We start from the raw sequence: 15,695 nt of genomic DNA, 5'->3' as shown, positions 1-15,695 counted from the left end.
TCCTGCAGGAACGAAATGAAGAAAGACAGCAGCACCTACTGGAAGAAGTCCCGCGTCGAGCTCCGCGCCGCCGGTTTCGAGCCCGACAAGACGGCGAAGACCAGCGCCGTCGTCACCATCGCCAGCGCCTATACCAACGCTCATCGCTGCAACAATCGGGTGCGCACCATCAGCGACCTGCTGGTCGAACTGCTGGCAGAGCGCGGCGGAAACGGCTTGATCGTCGGAGCGCCGGCGGTGTCCGACGCGCTGACTCAAGGAACGCCGACGGCCGGCTACAGCCTGGTGTCGCGTGACGTCGTGGCCGACTGTTTCGAGATCGGCCACTACGCCCATCACGGCGATGCGATGATCGTGATCTCGGGCTGCGACAAGACCGGCGCGGCCGCCCTGATGCCGCTGGCCCGCACCAACGCCTTCGGCCTGGTCCTCTATCCCGGCACCAGCTCGCCCGGCCGTGTGTCGTTCGGCGCATGGGCCTCGAAGGGCAACAATCTCACCATCATGGACTATGTCGAGGGTCGCGCCGCCAACGAGGCCGGCCGAATCTCGGGCGAGGAACTGCTCGAACTCGAAAGCAACGTCATGCCAGGCAGCGGCACCTGCGGGGCGATGTTCACCGCCAACACGATGAGCACGATCGCCGAGGCAATGGGCATGATGCTGCCGCGCGGCGCCTCGCATCCGGCGGATTACAAGGCAGGCAGCGACATCCATGCCGACGTGCGCGCCCAGGCCAGGGCGTCGGTCGACGCGCTCTATCGCCTGATGGAAGCCGGCATCCGCCCGCGCGACATCATGACGGAGAAGGCCTTTGAGAATGCCATCGCGACGGTCTACGCGATGGGTGGATCGACCAACATGTACCTCCATCTGCTGGCGATCGCGCGCGAGGCGCAGGTGCCGATCACCATCGAGCGCATCCAGCAGATCGGCGAGCGCATGCCGCTGATCTGCAATCTGCAGCCGCACGGCCCCTACGCGATGGTGAGCCTGCACGAGATCGGCGGCGTGCCCGTGGTGATGAAGGAGCTGCTGCGCCATGGCTTCCTGCATGGCGACGTGATGACCGTGACGGGCAAGACGCTGGCCGAGAACCTGGCCTCTGTGCCCACGCTCGAGGAGATCGGCCAGCAGGACATCGTGTTGCCTGTGTCGAAGCCGGCGGCGCCCGCGAACAACCATATCAGCGTGCTCAAGGGCAATCTCGCGCCGGAGAGTTGCCTCCTGAAGCTGAGCGGCAAGACCCTGGAGAAGGGCGAGTTCCGCGGCACCGCGCGCGTCTTCGAATCGGAGGCCGACACGATGAAGGCGATTCGCGCCGGCGAGATCGTGCCCGGCAACGTCGTCGTGGTGCGCAATGTCGGGCCCGTCGGCGGCCCCGGCATGCCGGAGATGGTGATGCTTACCATCCAGCTTCAGGGACGCGGGCTGGGCGAGGACGTGGCGCTGATCACCGACGGCCGCTTCTCCGGCGTCAGCCACGGCATCCTGATCGGTCACATCTCGCCGGAAGCGGCGCGTGGCGGCCCGATTGCGGCGGTGCGCGACGGCGACACGATCGTCATCGACCCGGGCGCCCGAACGCTGAACCTCGAAATCTCCGACGACGAGCTGGCCCGCCGCATGGCCGACTGGCGCCCGCCCGATCCGGCCGACCGTCCGCGCCCGGGCTCCGTGCACGACAAGTACACGAAGCTGGTGTCGTCCGCGCATTATGGCTGCGTCGTCTAGAAAATCCCCGTCATGACGCCGCAGCCGAGAACTTCATGCGGCTCTTCATCAGCGGTTGGATGCGCTGGCCGAACTGTTCGATGCCGATGATGAAGTCGTCGAAGGTCAGCATCACGCCGGCCAGCCCGTCGATCTCCGCCATCTCGTCGAGCAGACGGGCGACCGTGGCGTAGGAGCCGATCAGGCGCGAGCCGTTGTTGGGCAGCGGTTCGCGGCGGCGGATGCGGCCCGCGGTCGAGTTCTCGGCGGCGAACTTGTCGGAGGCGGCCTGATCGGAACGCCAGCCGATGGCGTCGAGGTCGACGCCCGCCTTGTAGTGATCCCACTTGGCCATCGCGGCTTCGTCGGTCTCGTCGGCGATGATCATGGTGAGGGCCAGCGCCTTCACGTCGCGCCCGGCGGCGGCGCAAGCGGACTTCAGGCGACCCACCGCCTCGGCGCAGTCGCGCGGATCGTTGGCCTCGCCCTGCCCGCTGCAGAAATTGTAGGTGCAGTGGCGGGCGGCGAAGCTCATGCCGGCATCGCTGGTGCCGGCGGAGATCAGCCTGATCGGACGCGACGGCCGGGGCGACAGCCGGCAGTCGTTCATCGTGAAGTAGCTGCCCTTGAAGTCGGACCGGCCCTTCTCCCAGAGCTCTTTCATCACCGTGACGTACTCGGTGACCATGTCGTAGCGGTGCTTGAAATGCTCCTCGCCCGGCCACAGGCCCATCTGGTCGTATTCGGCCTTCTGCCAGCCGGTGACGAGGTTCACGCCGAAGCGCCCGCGCGAGATGCTGTCGATCGTCACCGCCATGCGCGCGGTGATCGCGGGCGGCAGGGTCAACACGGCGACGGTGGCGATCAGATCGATGCGCGTCGTCACCGCCGCCAGGCCCGCCATCAGGGTGAAGGAATCGAGATTGTCGTCCCAGTGGCGCGACGTGCCGCCGAAGCCGCGCAGCTTGATCATCGACATGGCGAAGTCGAAGCCGTAGCGCTCGGCGCGCTGCACGACCTCGCGGTTGAGGTCGAAACTCGGCGTGTATTGCGGCGAGGTCGACGAGATCAGCCAGCCATTGTTGCCGATGGGAATGAAGACACCGATTTCCATCCTGCACCTGCCCTTGCTGCGGGACAGGCAGCAAGCGGCATGCCAGCCGCGGCGCGCAGGCTTTGGGCGTTTCCGGTCCCGAATGGCACAGAATCTGCTGACTCGACCTGTATAGACAGGCTACAGGCAAGGTATGCATCCAGACCCCAAACCCCAGGAAACGGACGACTCCGCGGAGCGTTATCGCCAGGATGGCGTCCTCCTGCTGCGCGGCGTCTTCGATGCCTGGGTCGAGCCGCTGCGCGCCGGCGTCGACGCGCTGATGGCCAATCCCAGCCCGCTGGAGCGGACGGTCCGGCCGGCCGACGGGACGGCGCCCTTCTTCCAGGATCTGTGCAACTGGCAGCGCATCCCGGAATTCGAGGCCTTCGTCTGGAAGTCGCCCGCCGCCGAGATCGCCGCCCGCCTCATGGGGTCGCGCACGGCCCGCTTCTTCCATGACCATGTGCTCGTGAAACAGCCTGGCGGCAGCACGGTCACGCCCTGGCACCAGGACCAGCCCTATTACTGTGTCGAGGGCCGGCAGAGCGTCAGCTTCTGGATTCCACTCGATCCCGTGCCGCGCGATGTCGTGATGGAATGCATCAAGGGCTCGCACGGCTGGGGCAAGGGCTTCCGGCCGATGCGCTTCGACGGTACGCGGCTCTACGCCAATGACGATTTCGAGGTGATGCCCGATATCGAGGCGATGCGCCCCACGCTCGACATTGCGGGCTGGGACATGCAGCCGGGCGACGCCATCGCCTTCAATTTCCGCACGGTCCACGGCGCGCCGGGCAACCAGTCGCCGCGCGCGCGCCGCGTCTTCTCGGCACGCTGGGTCGGCGACGATGCGGTCTTCGTCCAGCGGGCCGGCAGGACTTCTCCGCCCTTCCCCGATCTCGGGTTGCACGACGGCGATCCGCTCGATGTCCCGATCTTTCCCGTCATCTATCGTTCGTAGCAGTCACCTCAAACGGAGTTATTCAATGGCCAGGTTCACAGCATTTGCCGCCGTCGTGGCGGCCGCCGCCGTCGCGGGCGGCGCAACGGTCGCCCAGGCACAGGACACCAAGGTCGCCATCGGCATTTCCGGCTGGACCGGCTTCGCGCCGCTCACGCTGGCCAAGGAGGCCGGCATCTACAAGGCCAACGGCCTCGACGTCACGATCAAGAAGATCCCGCAGAAGGACCGCCACCTCGCGATCGCCTCGGGCGACCTGCAGTGCGCCGCCACCACGGTCGAGACCTGGATCGTGTGGAATACCAACGGCATCGCCACCACCCAGCTGTTCAAGATGGACCAGGGCATGGGCTCGGACGGCATCGTCGCCCGCAACAGCATCACCAAGGTCGCCGACCTCAAGGGCAAGACCGTCGCCGCCTCGGCGCCGGGCACCAACCCGCACTTCACCCTGGCCTGGATCATGAAGAAGAACGGCATGTCGCTGAAGGACGTGAAGCTCGTGACGCTGGAACCGGCGCCGGCCGCCAACGCCTTCGTCACCGGCAAGGACCTCGACGCCGCCGTCACCTACGAGCCCTATCTCAGTCTGGTGCGCGACAAGCCCGAGACCGGCAAGCTGATCGCCGACTCGCTGCAGTACCCGATGGTGTTCGACTCCTTCGGCTGCACGCCGAAGTTCATCAAGGAGAACCCGAAGGCCGTGAAGGCACTCGTCGACAGCTACTTCCAGGCCCTCGACATGATCGAGAAGGACAGGCAGAAGGCCTTCACGATCATGGGCGCCGACGTCAAGCAGACGGCCGAGCAGTTCGAGAAGTCGCAGTCCAAGATCAAGTGGGCCGACCGCGAAGCCAACAAGAAGTTCTTCAACGGCGAGATCCAGGCCTTCAACAAGGAAGCCGCCGAGCTGCTGCTCGAGATCGGCGTGATCAAGAGCAAGCCCGAGAACATCGATACGCTCTTCGACACGACGTACATCAAGTAGCGATTCATCCTCCGCCCCATCATCGGATAGGGCTAACGCGTATGAGTCAAAGGTCCTTCGCTACGCTCAGGATGACACCGGGTTTTCGGTTCGGCGCACTGCGCTGATCTCAACAACAGTGTCATCCCGAACGAAGTGAGGGACCTTTCTCTGCCTCTCAACAGAAGAGGCAGAAAGATATCGAGTAGATGCACATGAAACTGCTGGTCCCCGTCAGACGGGAAAGTCGCATCGTCCTGGGCGTGGCGTTCTTCATCGTCTTCGTCGCGCTCTGGTCCTTCCTGAGCATGAGCGGAGCGGTGCCGCGGCACTTCCTCGCCACGCCGTGGCAGACGGTGGCCTCGGGCTGGAACCTGTTCGCCACCCAGGGCTTCACTCACGACGTCGGCATGACCATCTGGCGCGTCGTCGGCGGCTTCCTGCTGGCCGCCATCATCGCCGTGCCGCTCGGCATCGCCATGGGCGTCTACAAGCCGATCGAGGCCTTCTTCGAGCCCTTCGTCTCCTTCGCGCGCTACCTGCCGGCCTCGGCCTTCATCCCGCTGCTGATCCTCTGGGTCGGCATCGGCGAGGCGCAGAAGCTCACCGTCATCTTCATCGGCTGCTTCTTCCAGCTCACCCTCATGATCACCATCATCGTGAGCGGCACCCGCCGCGACCTTGTAGAGGCCGCCTATACGCTGGGCTGCAAGGATACCGGCGTGATCCGCCGGGTCGTCCTGCCGGGCGCCGCGCCCGACATCGCCGAGGCGCTGCGTCAGGTGCTGGGTCTGGGCTGGACCTACATCATCGTCGCCGAGCTGATCGGCGCCTCGTCGGGCATCGGCCACATGATCACCGACAGCCAGGCGCTGATGGCGACCGACCACATCATCGCGGGCATCGTGGTGATCGGCCTGGTCGGCCTGCTCTCGGACCTGGCTTTCAAGAAGGTGAACCAGCACCTCTTCTCGTGGAGCCTGCTGCGATGAGCCGACTGTCGATCCGCGACGTCTCCAAGACCTTTCCCGGCCACAGGCGCAATGCGCCGACGACGCAGGCGCTGCTGCCGATCGGCCTCGAGGTCGGCGACAACGACTTCATCACCGTGCTGGGTCCCTCCGGCTGCGGCAAGTCCACCCTGCTGCGCCTGGTCGCCGGTCTCGAGACTCCGACGACAGGCGAAATCCGGCTCGATGGCACCAGGATCGTGGGCGCCGGCGCCGACCGCGGCGTGGTGTTCCAGAGCTATACGCTCTTCCCCTGGCTCAACGTCCGCCAGAACATCTGCTTCGGCCTGCGCGAAAAGGGCATGAAGCTCTCCGAGCAGCGCGAGATCAGCGACAGGTTCATTGCCCAGGTGGGCCTGCGCGGCTTCGAGGATCATTTTCCCAAGCAGCTCTCGGGCGGCATGCAACAGAGGGTGGCGATCGCCCGCGCGCTGGCCAACGACCCGAAGATCCTGCTGCTCGACGAGCCGTTCGGCGCGCTCGACAACCAGACGCGCGTCCTGATGCAGGAGCTCCTGCTCGGCATCTGGGAGCAGGCGCAGAAGACGGTGATGTTCATCACCCATGACATCGACGAGGCCATCTTCATGGCCAGCCGCGTCGTCGTGTTCAGCGCCCGCCCGGGTCGCATCAAGGCCGAGATCGAGGTCGGGTTTCCTCACCCGAGGCACTACACGATCAAGACTTCGCCCGAGTTCATGGCGCTCAAGGCCCGTCTCACCGAGGAGATCCGGGTCGAAGCCATTGCTGCAGCGCACTGAGGGGCCCATGGAACCGACCGCGCTCTACCAGCAGGTCGAAGACTATATCGTGCGCCACATCCAGGACGGCTCGTGGCCGCCCGGCCACCGGCTGCCCTCGGAGCACGAACTGGTGAGCCGCTTCGGCATGTCGCGCATGACGGTGAACCGGGCGCTGCGCGATCTCGTCCAGCAGGGCCGAATCGTGCGGGTCGCCGGCGTCGGCAGCTTCGTCGCCGAGGACAAGCCGCAATCGACCCTGCTGCACATCGCCAGCATCGCCCGCGAGGTTCGGCAGCGTGGTCACGACTATCGTTGTGCCCTGCTCTCGGCGGAACGCGTGGCGGCGCCCGGCGACATCGCCGCCTGGCTCGGCCTGCGATCGGGTCAGTCCGTCTTCCATACGGTGTGCCTTCATCTCGAGAACGAGGTGCCGGTCCAGTTCGAGGACCGCTACGTCAATCCGCAGGTCGTGCCGGACTTCCTCGACCAGGATTTCGGCGTCGTGCCGCCGGGGGAGTATCTCGTGCAGAACGTGCCGTTCGACGAGATCGAGCATGTCGTGGATGCCGTGCTGCCCACATCCGAACAGGCCCGCCGACTTCAGATCGATGCTTCGGAGCCCTGCCTGATGCTGACCCGGAGAACCTGGACGCGCACGAAGCCGGTCACGATGGTGCGCTGCCTGCACCCGTCATCGCGGTACAGGTTGGGCTGCCGCTTTGATGCGGTGGGAAATCAGAGATTCGACTGAGAGCCGTTGGCGGCCGTGAGAGCGGCCCAGGCCCGCGATGCCTGTTGCGCCCATAGCGCCCGCTTCATCTCGGCTTCGAGCCGCGCGCGGGCGGCCTTGTCCGCCGCTTCGGCCAGTTCTTCGGGACGGAGATCATCGCGGGGCATATCGGACAAATGCCGGCGCCGCGAAAAAGTTGCATTACATGATCATGTCGGCGTGAGTTTCATCCCGGGTGGCGGCACGGCGGCTTCCGGATCGACGGCGCGGATCACGTAAGCGTGGGCCTCGGGCGCGTACTTCGCCCAGAGGCGGGCCAGTTCGGCGATGGGCTGCTCATGATCGTCGACACGCAGATCTGCATAGGGAAAGGACTCGCGGTCGACCACGATCAGGGCGGCCGAGGTCACCGGCTGGTACTCGCCGCCGGCCGCTTCACCGGCCGCGAGCGCATCGAGCAGGCGGCATGCCAGCGGCCGCTCGGGTGAGGCTTCGAAGGCGCTCACCATCGCCTGCGGTAGCGCCACGGAGCGCACGATGTTGGCGATCGATGCGCAATCCCTCCCCTGCGCCTCGCCACGCTCGGCCCGGACGTTGGCGCCCGAATAGACGGCGGTGCGGCCGGCCGCATCGATCAGGGCCAGCTGCCGCCAGTGCCGGTGCGGCGTCGCCGCCACCACCGCCTGCATCGCTTCGGGAGCGGAAAAGCCGTGCGCCAGCAAGTCGAGCGCCAGGGGACCGAGCCGCGGGTCGGTACGATGCTGGGTGAGGGCCGCCCCGATCCCGGCTCTGGCATGCGAGCAGCGCGACCCGACCGAGATCGACGAGGTGGTGACGACCGCACCCAGCATCCCGGTCCGGGCGCAGCGTCCGACGAGCGAGAAAGTCATGCCGGCGTCCTTTTGTTCATCTCCCCTCGTCTTCTACCGCCGCTCGCGGAAGAAGACGCGCAGCAGGTCGGCGGCTTCGCTTTCCCCGACGCCGGGATAGAGCTCCGGCCGGTGGTGGCAGGTCGGCTGGTCGAAGATGCGCGGGCCCTGCTCGATGCCGCCGCCCTTGGGATCGGCCGCGCCCCAATAGACCCGCCGCAGCCGTGCGAAGGAAATCGCCTGGGCGCACATCGGGCACGGCTCCAGGGTGACATAGAGGTCGCACCCGACCAGCCGCGGCGAGCCCAGCGCAGCGGCGGCGGCGCGGATCGCCAGCAGCTCGGCATGGGCGGTCGGGTCCTTCAGCTCCTCGGTGCGGTTGCCGGCCTCCGCCAGCACCACGCCACCAGGGCCTACGATCACGCAGCCGATCGGCACCTCGCCGCGCGCGCCGGCGGCGCGGGCGGCGGCAAGGGCTCTCTCCATGGGCGTCGGCTTGGCTCGATTCGGCATGACGGCCGCACTATAGCGCGCGGCTGCCCACGCGCGTATCTTGGCCCGCATGCCCCGTCCCCTGATCGGAGTCACCCTGGATGCTGAAAAGCCAGGCGGATACTCCAAGTTTCCCTGGTATGCGCTGCGCCAGAACTACCTCGACGCGATCGACGCGGCGGGTGGTCTGGCCATTGCGCTGCCGCACGAGCCCGACCGGGTCGCCGACTATCTGGAGCGCATCGACGCGCTGGTGGTGACCGGCGGCGCCTTCGACGTCGACCCCTCCTATTATGGCGGCGGGGAGCGGCATTCGACGGTGGTCACCAAGGACCGCCGAACCGCCTTCGAGTTCGGCGTGACCAAGGGTGCGCTGGCACAGAACAAGCCGGTGCTGGGCATCTGCGGCGGCCAGCAGCTCCTGCATGTCGTGCTGGGCGGCAAGCTGATCCAGCACATTCCCGATGCCATCGAGGATGCGCTGGCGCACGAGCAGCCCAACCCGCGCAACGAGCCCGGACATATCGTGAGGGTGGCCAAGGGCACGCAGCTGCACGGCATCGTCGGCGCCGAGGAGCTGCAGGTGAACAGCGCCCATCACCAGGCCGCGGCCGATTCGCCGGAAGGCATCGTGGTGAACGCCACCGCGCCGGACGGCGTGATCGAGGGCATCGAGGCGCCGGCCTACCGCTTCTGCATCGGCGTACAGTGGCATCCTGAATTCTTGATCTCCGAAGGCGACGCGAAATTGTTCCGCGCCTTCCTGGGAGCGGCGGGGACAAAGTGAACGAACAACCCGTCAAGGAAGGCGAGCGCATCGCCAAGCGCCTGGCGCGTGCGGGCCTGTGCTCGCGCCGCGATGCCGAACGCTGGATCGAGGAAGGCCGGGTCAAGGTCGACGGCAAGGTGCTGGAGACTCCGGCCTGCGTCGTCACCGACAGGAGCGTCATCGAGGTCGACGGCAAGCCGTTGCCCACCGCCGACCGGGCGCGCATGTGGCGCTATCACAAGCCGCCGAGCGAGATGGTGACGGCGCGCGATCCCGAGGGAAGGCGCACCATCTTCGAATCGCTGCCCAAGGGCATGCCGCGCGTGGTCACGATCGGCCGCCTCGACTACATGTCGGAAGGGCTGCTGCTGCTCACCAATGATGGCGGGCTCGCACGCCAGCTCGAACTGCCGGCCAACGGCTGGACGCGCCGCTATCGCGCCCGCGTGCACGGCGGCGTCGACGAGGCGAAGCTCGCCGAACTCGCCAACGGAATCACCATCGAAGGCGTGCGCTACGGCCCCATCCAGGCGAGCCTCGACCGCCAGCAGCGCTCCAATGCCTGGATCGACATCTCGCTGGCCGAGGGCAAGAACCGCGAGGTGCGGCGCGTGCTGGCCCATCTCGACCTGCCGGTGGTGCGCCTGATCCGCGTCGCCTTCGGGCCCTTCCATCTCGGCGAACTGGAGCGCGGCCATGTCGACGAGATTCCGCCGCAGGCGCTCGAGAACCTGCTGGGCGTGAAGCGGCCGCCGCGCAAGGAAGGCTGGGCCAAGCCCAAACACAAGCCTGCCCCGCCCCACGCCAAGCGCCGGCGGCACTGATGATCCGCATCATCGGTGGCAAGCATCGCGGCCGCATGCTCGAAACGCCGGAGGGCGATGCGACGCGGCCTACCGCCAATCGCGCCCGCGAGTCCCTGTTCAACATTCTGGTCCATGCACGCTGGCGCGAGGACGAGGACGGCGGCACCTCGCCACTGATCGAGGCGCGCGTGCTCGACGCCTATGCCGGCTCCGGTGCGCTGGGCCTCGAGGCGCTGTCGCGCGGGGCGGCCCATGTCACCTTCCTCGACAACGAGGCCACCGCGGTCAAGGCGATCGGCGAGAACCTGCGCAAGCTGGGCGAAGCCGGCGCGGCCAAGGTCGTGCGTGCCGATGCGACGCGGCCGCCACCGTCGCGCGAACCCTGCGATCTGGTCTTCCTCGACCCGCCCTATCGCTCGGGCCAGGCGCCCGCGGCGATCACCGCCCTAGCCGACGCCGGCTGGATGACGCCGGGCTGCATCGTCACGGTCGAGCTCGCCCACAACGAGGATCTGTTGCCGCCGGATGGCTTCGAGGCGATCGACGAACGCCGCTACGGCGCCGCCAAGATCGTGATTCTGAAGCGGACGGCATGAGACTCACCGCGCCGCTCTACATGCTGCGGCATGGCGAGACCGCCTGGAACACCGAACGGCGCATGCAGGGCAGCAAGAACTCCGACCTCACCGCGCGCGGCCGCGTCCAGGCGCTGGCGATGGGCCGCACGCTCCGGCGCGAACTCGACCGCGAGCCCGGGCCGACGGTCTTCCTGCGCAGTCCGCTGGGACGCACGCGGGAGACCTCGGACATCATCGGCCAGGAGCTGGGGCTTGCCTCGTCCGACTGGCGCGAGGACATCAGGCTGGCGGAACTTTCCTACGGCACGTGGGAAGGATTCTCGTGGGCCGAGATCGAGATCACGCATCCCACGGCGCTCGCCGACTGGCGCGCCGATCCGCACGGCTACTGCCCCCCGGGCGGCGAGACGCATATCGACCTTCGCCGCCGCTGCGAAGCGGTGCTGACCGAAATCGCGGCGTCCGGGGTGCGCACCGTCGTGGTGAGTCATGGCGTCAGCGGCGCCGTCGTTCGCGGCCTCAACCTCGGACTCGATGCACGCGCCATGTTCGTTCTGGAGAAGCCGCAGGACGCCTTCTTTCGCCTGCTCGCCGGAAGCGAGGAACGCATCACCTGCGACCTGTGATGGGAACAGGGCGCCGGCTATAAGCGCCGGCATGAACGAGGCAGCACCAACGAAGACGACGAGCTGGAGGATGTGGGCCGAGGAAGCCCGCGCCACGCTTCTCCTCGCCTGGCCGCTCATCCTCACCAATCTCGCGCAGACCCTGATGACCGCGACCGACGTGGTGATGATGGGCTGGCTCGGCCCCGATGCGCTGGCCGCCGGCGCGCTGGGCTCCAACCTGTACTTCGCGACGATGATCTTCGGGCTCGGCCTCACCACCGCGACGGCGCCGATGATCGCGCGCGAACTCGGGCGCAAGGGCCATTCGGTGCGCGACGTGCGCCGCACCGTGCGCCAGGGCATGTGGATGGCGCTGGGCGTCACGTTTCCGATCTGGATCGTGTTGTGGCAGAGCGAGGCGATCCTGCTTCTGCTGGGCCAGGAGCCGGCGCTTGCGAAATCTGCGGCCGAGTACGTCCGCGCGCTGCAATGGTCGCTGCTGCCGTTCTTCTTCTTCCTCGTGCTGCGGTCGTTCGTGTCGGCGCTGGAACGGCCCCTGTGGGCGCTCGCGGCCGGCGTGGCAGGGGTCGTCGCGAATGCCGCGATGACATGGTGCCTGATCTTCGGCCATCTGGGCTTTCCGCGTCTCGGCCTGGTGGGCGCCGGCGTTGCCACGACCCTCGCCGACACGCTGATGTTCGTGCTGCTCGCGGCCGTCATCCTCACCGACCGGAAGTTCCGCCGCTATCACCTGTTCGGCCGCTTCTGGCGTGCCGACTGGCCGCGCTTCCGCGAACTGTGGCATCTCGGCCTGCCGATCGGCGCGACCCTGGTGTTCGAGGTCGCCGTCTTCAATGGCGCGACGTTCCTGATGGGGCTGATCGGCGCCGCGGCGCTGGCGGCGCACGCGGTCTCCATGCAGCTCGCCTCGCTCTCCTTCATGGTCCCGCTCGGCCTCGCCCAGGCCGCGACCGTGCGGGTGGGACGCGCCTTCGGCGCGCACGACGGGGCGGCCGTCCGCCGCGCCGGCTGGACCGCCTACGCGATGGGCGTCGGCTTCATGGCCCTGACCGGCCTCGTGATGATCCTGGCGCCACGCCCCCTCGTCGGCCTGTTCCTCGATCTCGACACGCCGGCCAATGCCCCGGTCATCGAACTCGCCGTAAGCTTCCTGATCGTCGCCGCGTTGTTCCAGGTGGCGGATGGCGGCCAGGCAGTGGCGGCCGGCATGCTGCGCGGCCTTCACGATACGCGCGTGCCCATGGTCTATGCCGGCATCGGCTACTGGGGTATCGGCCTGCTGCTTGGCGTGACGCTTGCCTTCTGGGCGGGGATGGACGGCTTCGGCCTGTGGATCGGCCTGGCCACCGGCCTCACCGTCGTGGCGCTGCTGCTGCTCGTCCGCTGGCTGCGACGCGAACGGCTGGGCCTGATGGCGCCGGGCCGCTGACGCCCGCGGACGCACGCCTCAGGTCAGATCGACGTCGTAGCGAATATAGTCCGTGAGCGTCGACATGCGATCATAGAGGCGGCGGGCAGGTGCGTTGTCGGCTTCGGTGTGCCAGTAGAGCCGCCGCCAGCCGTGCGCCCGACCGCGCTCGATCAGCGCTTCGATGAGGCGGCGCCCGACCCCGGTGCCGCGCGCGGCGGGCTCGACCCACAGATCCTCCAGATAGCAGACCGTGCGGCTGGTGAAGGTGTGAGGATGCAGCACGTAGTGGGCAAAACCGAGCAGGTCCCGATCGTTCGCCGCCGCGGAAACGAGCGCACACACGGGGTGGTCGGGATGCAGGATTCGACGCCACAGCTCGCCGACCTCGGCGTCGCCCATCGTCGCGCCGTGATGAATGTAGTTGGCGGTCCACATACGGCCCCACGCGGAGCGGTCGGACGGCTCCGCGTCGCGCACGATGAGCCCGGACATCGCGCCGCTCTAACGTGAGAGCCGCGCCGTACGGCGGCAGCCGCTGGTCTCGCTGACGACCAGGCTCTGGCCATCGCCGCGGGCAGTGAGCTGCATGCGCTGGTGAGTGGGGCCCTTCACCGAGGCGAGGCTCAGGAGATTGAACGGCACGCCCACCTTGGCCACGCCGTGGATCTGCCACAGGCCAGGGCCCGGCGGCGGCGGTGCCGACTTGTTGGGATTGGGCACCGGGCCGCGCGCCGTGGTGTCGTACGCCGAGCCGTCGACGAAGCCCGATTCGATGGTGAGCAGGTAGTCGAGCGGCGCGTTGCACGAGCCGCCATCGCTGGTGCCGCGCCACGTACCGTCGAGCGGCGAGGCCGGCGCGGGTGTCGGTATGGTGCCGGGCGGCACGGCAGAGGGCGGCGCGGGCGCGCGGGTCTGCGCCGCTGCGCCGGAGGCGGCGACACAGGCGATCAGGAGCAGCGAGAGAAACTTCTTCATCGTCTTCCGAACAGCCGCTCGATGTCGGCCAGCTTGAGTTCGACGTAGGTCGGCCGGCCATGATTGCACTGGCCGGAATGCGGTGTCGCTTCCATCTGGCGCAGCAGCGCGTTCATTTCCTCCACGGTCAAGCGGCGGCCGGCCCGCACCGAGGTGTGGCAGGCGAGCGTACCGCAGACTTCCTCGACCTTCTCCTTGAGCGACAGATGATCGCCCATCTCGGAAAGCTCGTCGGCCAGGTCGCGCACCAGTCCCTGGATGTCGACTTCGCCCAGGACGGCGGGCGTCTCGCGCACCACCACCGCGCCCAAGCCAAACGGCTCCAGCACGAGGCCCATGTCGGCCAGTTCGGCGGCGCGTTGCGTGAGGCGCCGCGCGCCATCCTCGCCGATCTCGACGACTTCCGGCAGCAGCAGTGCCTGCCGCTTCACGCCCTCGGCCTCGAGCTGGGTCTTCAGCCGCTCGTGCACCAGCCGCTCGTGGGCGGCATGCTGGTCGACGATCACCACGCCCTGGTCGGTCTGGGCGACGATGTAGGTCTCGTGGAGTTGGGCACGCGCCACGCCGAGCGGATAGTTGCCGGGGGCGATGTTGGCAGACTGCTGCTCGACCCGCGCCGACAATCCATCGAGCGGCGCCATGAACTGCATCGCCGCCTCGGCAAGCCCGCGCGGCACAGACGAGTAGCCGCTGGCACCGTTGCCGTAGCTACGGCCCATCGGTAGCGGCGTCGCGAACCCCGTATGCGGACGGAAGGCGCCGAGCGCGGCATCGGACACCGTCGTACTGGCGCGATGGCCCGCCGCCGACAGCGCCGTGCGCAGCGCGCCCACGATCATGCCGCGCACGATGCCGGCGTCGCGGAAGCGAACCTCGGTCTTGGCCGGGTGAACGTTGACGTCGACCATCTCGGTCGGCGCTTCGAGGAACAGCGCCACCATCGGATGGCGGTCGCGCGCCAGGAAATCCTGGTAGGCACCGCGCACCGCGCCCGCCAGCAGCTTGTCGCGCACCGGACGGCCGTTGACGAACAGATACTGGTGCTGGCCGGTCGGCCGGTTGAGGGTCGGCAGGCCGGCGAACCCGGTGAGGCGAAAGCCTTCGCGGTTGACGTCGATCGCGACGGCATTGTCGGCGAACTCGCGCCCCATGATCGCGGCCAGCCGTTCCAGCCGCGCCGCATCCGCCGACAGGAGCGAGCCGCTGGCGGCGGCAAGGTCGATCAGCGCACGCTCCTCGCTCTCCAGCCGGAAGGCGACCTCGGGATGGGCCATGGCGAGCCGGCGCATCGCGTCGGCGACATGGCCCGACTCGGTGCGTGGCTCCTTCAGGAACTTGAGCCGCGCCGGCGTCGCGAAGAACAGCTCGCGCACTTCCACACGCGTGCCCTGCGGGTGCGCGGCGGGCCGTGGCTCGCCCTTGGCGCCGCCGTCGATCTCGAGACTCCAGGCGGTATCGGCGCCGGCCGGGCGCGAGGTGATCGTGAAGCGGCTGACCGAGGCGATCGAAGGCAGCGCCTCGCCGCGAAACCCCAGCGTGCGAATGTCGGTCAGGTCATCGTCGGGCAGCTTGGAGGTGCAGTGGCGCTCGACCGCGAGACGGAGTTCGTCGGCCGACATGCCCACACCGTCATCGACCACCGAGATGAAGGTGCGGCCGCCCTCCTTCAGGGTCACCGCGATACGCCGCGCGCCGGCATCCAGCGCGTTCTCGACCAGCTCCTTCACGGCGCTCGCCGGACGCTCGACGACCTCGCCGGCGGCAATGCGGTTGACGAGCGTCGAGGGCAGGCGACGCAGGGTTCGGAGGGCGCTCATGGCGCCGTCATTTTAGGGCGTTTCCGCTTCAAGTTCACACACCATCCTCATCCTGAGGAGCACGCCAAAGGCGTGCGTCTCGAAGGATGGGCACCAACGTGGTGCGGGTACCCACCCTTCGAGACGCGG

General features: G+C 67.8%; 18 protein-coding genes. 11 read left to right on the top strand and 7 right to left on the bottom strand.

Annotated features, from left to right (window positions below):
- Positions 1 to 15: 15 nt before the first annotated feature.
- On the top strand, positions 16 to 1,734 hold the full coding sequence (locus tag Q7V45_RS23745; RefSeq protein WP_304856802.1) for a dihydroxy-acid dehydratase: 1,719 nt from the start codon (positions 16 to 18) through the stop codon (positions 1,732 to 1,734).
- 10 nt (positions 1,735 to 1,744) lie between these two features.
- On the opposite strand, the gene rutA is transcribed toward Q7V45_RS23745, so the two are convergent.
- Positions 1,745 to 2,827: a pyrimidine utilization protein A gene (gene rutA, locus Q7V45_RS23740; protein ID WP_304856801.1), complete on the bottom strand. Its 1,083-nt coding sequence runs from the start codon at positions 2,825 to 2,827 to the stop codon at positions 1,745 to 1,747.
- 133 nt (positions 2,828 to 2,960) lie between these two features.
- On the opposite strand from rutA, the gene Q7V45_RS23735 reads away from it, so the two are divergent.
- The 5 genes from Q7V45_RS23735 to hutC all read left to right on the top strand — a co-directional run bounded on the left by Q7V45_RS23735 (position 2,961) and on the right by hutC (position 7,241).
- The gene (locus Q7V45_RS23735; protein ID WP_304856800.1) at positions 2,961 to 3,770 is read left to right on the top strand and encodes a phytanoyl-CoA dioxygenase family protein; all 810 of its coding nucleotides are present in this window, start codon (positions 2,961 to 2,963) and stop codon (positions 3,768 to 3,770) included.
- A gap of 25 nt (positions 3,771 to 3,795) precedes the next feature.
- Positions 3,796 to 4,758: an ABC transporter substrate-binding protein gene (locus Q7V45_RS23730; RefSeq protein ID WP_304856799.1), complete on the top strand. Its 963-nt coding sequence runs from the start codon at positions 3,796 to 3,798 to the stop codon at positions 4,756 to 4,758.
- Positions 4,759 to 4,952: 194 nt separating this feature from the next.
- The gene (locus Q7V45_RS23725) at positions 4,953 to 5,729 is read left to right on the top strand and encodes an ABC transporter permease (protein ID WP_304856798.1); all 777 of its coding nucleotides are present in this window, start codon (positions 4,953 to 4,955) and stop codon (positions 5,727 to 5,729) included.
- Entirely contained in the window at positions 5,726 to 6,508 is a 783-nt protein-coding gene (locus tag Q7V45_RS23720) for an ABC transporter ATP-binding protein (protein WP_304856797.1), read from the top strand. Before Q7V45_RS23725 ends, Q7V45_RS23720 begins: the two co-directional genes overlap by 4 nt.
- Before the next feature lie 7 nt (positions 6,509 to 6,515).
- A complete protein-coding gene (hutC, locus tag Q7V45_RS23715) occupies positions 6,516 to 7,241 on the top strand; it encodes a histidine utilization repressor (RefSeq protein ID WP_304856796.1) in 726 nt (241 codons plus the stop codon).
- Here the strand turns inward: hutC and Q7V45_RS23710 are convergent.
- Genes Q7V45_RS23710 through Q7V45_RS23700 form a run of 3 tightly spaced genes read right to left on the bottom strand, consistent with a single transcriptional unit; the run spans position 7,226 to position 8,575 of the window.
- Positions 7,226 to 7,387 (bottom strand): hypothetical protein, encoded by a 162-nt coding sequence (locus Q7V45_RS23710; RefSeq protein WP_304856795.1) that lies wholly within the window; start codon positions 7,385 to 7,387, stop codon positions 7,226 to 7,228. The genes hutC and Q7V45_RS23710 overlap by 16 nt on opposite strands.
- A 42-nt stretch (positions 7,388 to 7,429) precedes the next feature.
- The gene (locus Q7V45_RS23705; protein ID WP_304856794.1) at positions 7,430 to 8,110 is read right to left on the bottom strand and encodes a DUF1028 domain-containing protein; all 681 of its coding nucleotides are present in this window, start codon (positions 8,108 to 8,110) and stop codon (positions 7,430 to 7,432) included.
- 33 nt (positions 8,111 to 8,143) lie between these two features.
- A complete protein-coding gene (locus Q7V45_RS23700; protein WP_370692655.1) occupies positions 8,144 to 8,575 on the bottom strand; it encodes a nucleoside deaminase in 432 nt (143 codons plus the stop codon).
- Between the two features lie 76 nt (positions 8,576 to 8,651).
- Here Q7V45_RS23700 and Q7V45_RS23695 point away from each other — a divergent pair, with 76 nt between their 5' ends.
- The 5 genes from Q7V45_RS23695 to Q7V45_RS23675 are packed head-to-tail and all read left to right on the top strand — an operon-like array spanning position 8,652 to position 12,792.
- The gene (locus Q7V45_RS23695) at positions 8,652 to 9,368 is read left to right on the top strand and encodes a gamma-glutamyl-gamma-aminobutyrate hydrolase family protein (protein WP_304856793.1); all 717 of its coding nucleotides are present in this window, start codon (positions 8,652 to 8,654) and stop codon (positions 9,366 to 9,368) included.
- Positions 9,365 to 10,174 carry a pseudouridine synthase gene (locus Q7V45_RS23690; protein WP_370692654.1) on the top strand — a complete coding sequence of 270 codons (810 nt, stop codon included), beginning with the start codon at positions 9,365 to 9,367 and terminating at the stop codon, positions 10,172 to 10,174. The genes Q7V45_RS23695 and Q7V45_RS23690 overlap by 4 nt, the downstream gene beginning before the upstream one ends.
- Positions 10,174 to 10,752, top strand: coding sequence for a 16S rRNA (guanine(966)-N(2))-methyltransferase RsmD (gene rsmD / locus Q7V45_RS23685; protein ID WP_304856792.1), 579 nt, complete (start codon positions 10,174 to 10,176; stop codon positions 10,750 to 10,752). The genes Q7V45_RS23690 and rsmD overlap by 1 nt, the downstream gene beginning before the upstream one ends.
- Positions 10,749 to 11,360, top strand: a complete 612-nt coding sequence (locus Q7V45_RS23680) for a histidine phosphatase family protein (protein WP_304856791.1) — start codon at positions 10,749 to 10,751, stop codon at positions 11,358 to 11,360. The genes rsmD and Q7V45_RS23680 overlap by 4 nt, the downstream gene beginning before the upstream one ends.
- A gap of 31 nt (positions 11,361 to 11,391) precedes the next feature.
- Complete coding sequence (locus Q7V45_RS23675; protein WP_304856790.1) at positions 11,392 to 12,792, top strand: MATE family efflux transporter; 1,401 nt, start codon at positions 11,392 to 11,394, stop codon at positions 12,790 to 12,792.
- Between the two features lie 18 nt (positions 12,793 to 12,810).
- Here the strand turns inward: Q7V45_RS23675 and Q7V45_RS23670 are convergent, their stop codons facing one another.
- The 3 genes from Q7V45_RS23670 to mutL are packed head-to-tail and all read right to left on the bottom strand — an operon-like array spanning position 12,811 to position 15,566.
- Positions 12,811 to 13,266 (bottom strand): GNAT family N-acetyltransferase, encoded by a 456-nt coding sequence (locus Q7V45_RS23670; protein WP_304856789.1) that lies wholly within the window; start codon positions 13,264 to 13,266, stop codon positions 12,811 to 12,813.
- A 9-nt stretch (positions 13,267 to 13,275) separates the two neighbouring features.
- Positions 13,276 to 13,749 (bottom strand): hypothetical protein, encoded by a 474-nt coding sequence (locus Q7V45_RS23665; RefSeq protein WP_304856788.1) that lies wholly within the window; start codon positions 13,747 to 13,749, stop codon positions 13,276 to 13,278.
- Positions 13,746 to 15,566 (bottom strand): DNA mismatch repair endonuclease MutL, encoded by a 1,821-nt coding sequence (gene mutL / locus Q7V45_RS23660; protein ID WP_304856787.1) that lies wholly within the window; start codon positions 15,564 to 15,566, stop codon positions 13,746 to 13,748. The genes Q7V45_RS23665 and mutL overlap by 4 nt, the downstream gene beginning before the upstream one ends.
- Positions 15,567 to 15,695 lie beyond the last annotated feature (129 nt).

This window comes from Reyranella sp., assembly GCF_030651995.1.
Classification (GTDB): Bacteria; Pseudomonadota; Alphaproteobacteria; order Reyranellales; family Reyranellaceae; genus Reyranella.
Note: the sequence above shows the minus strand (reverse complement) of the source record. Positions and strands in the feature narration are given on the sequence as shown.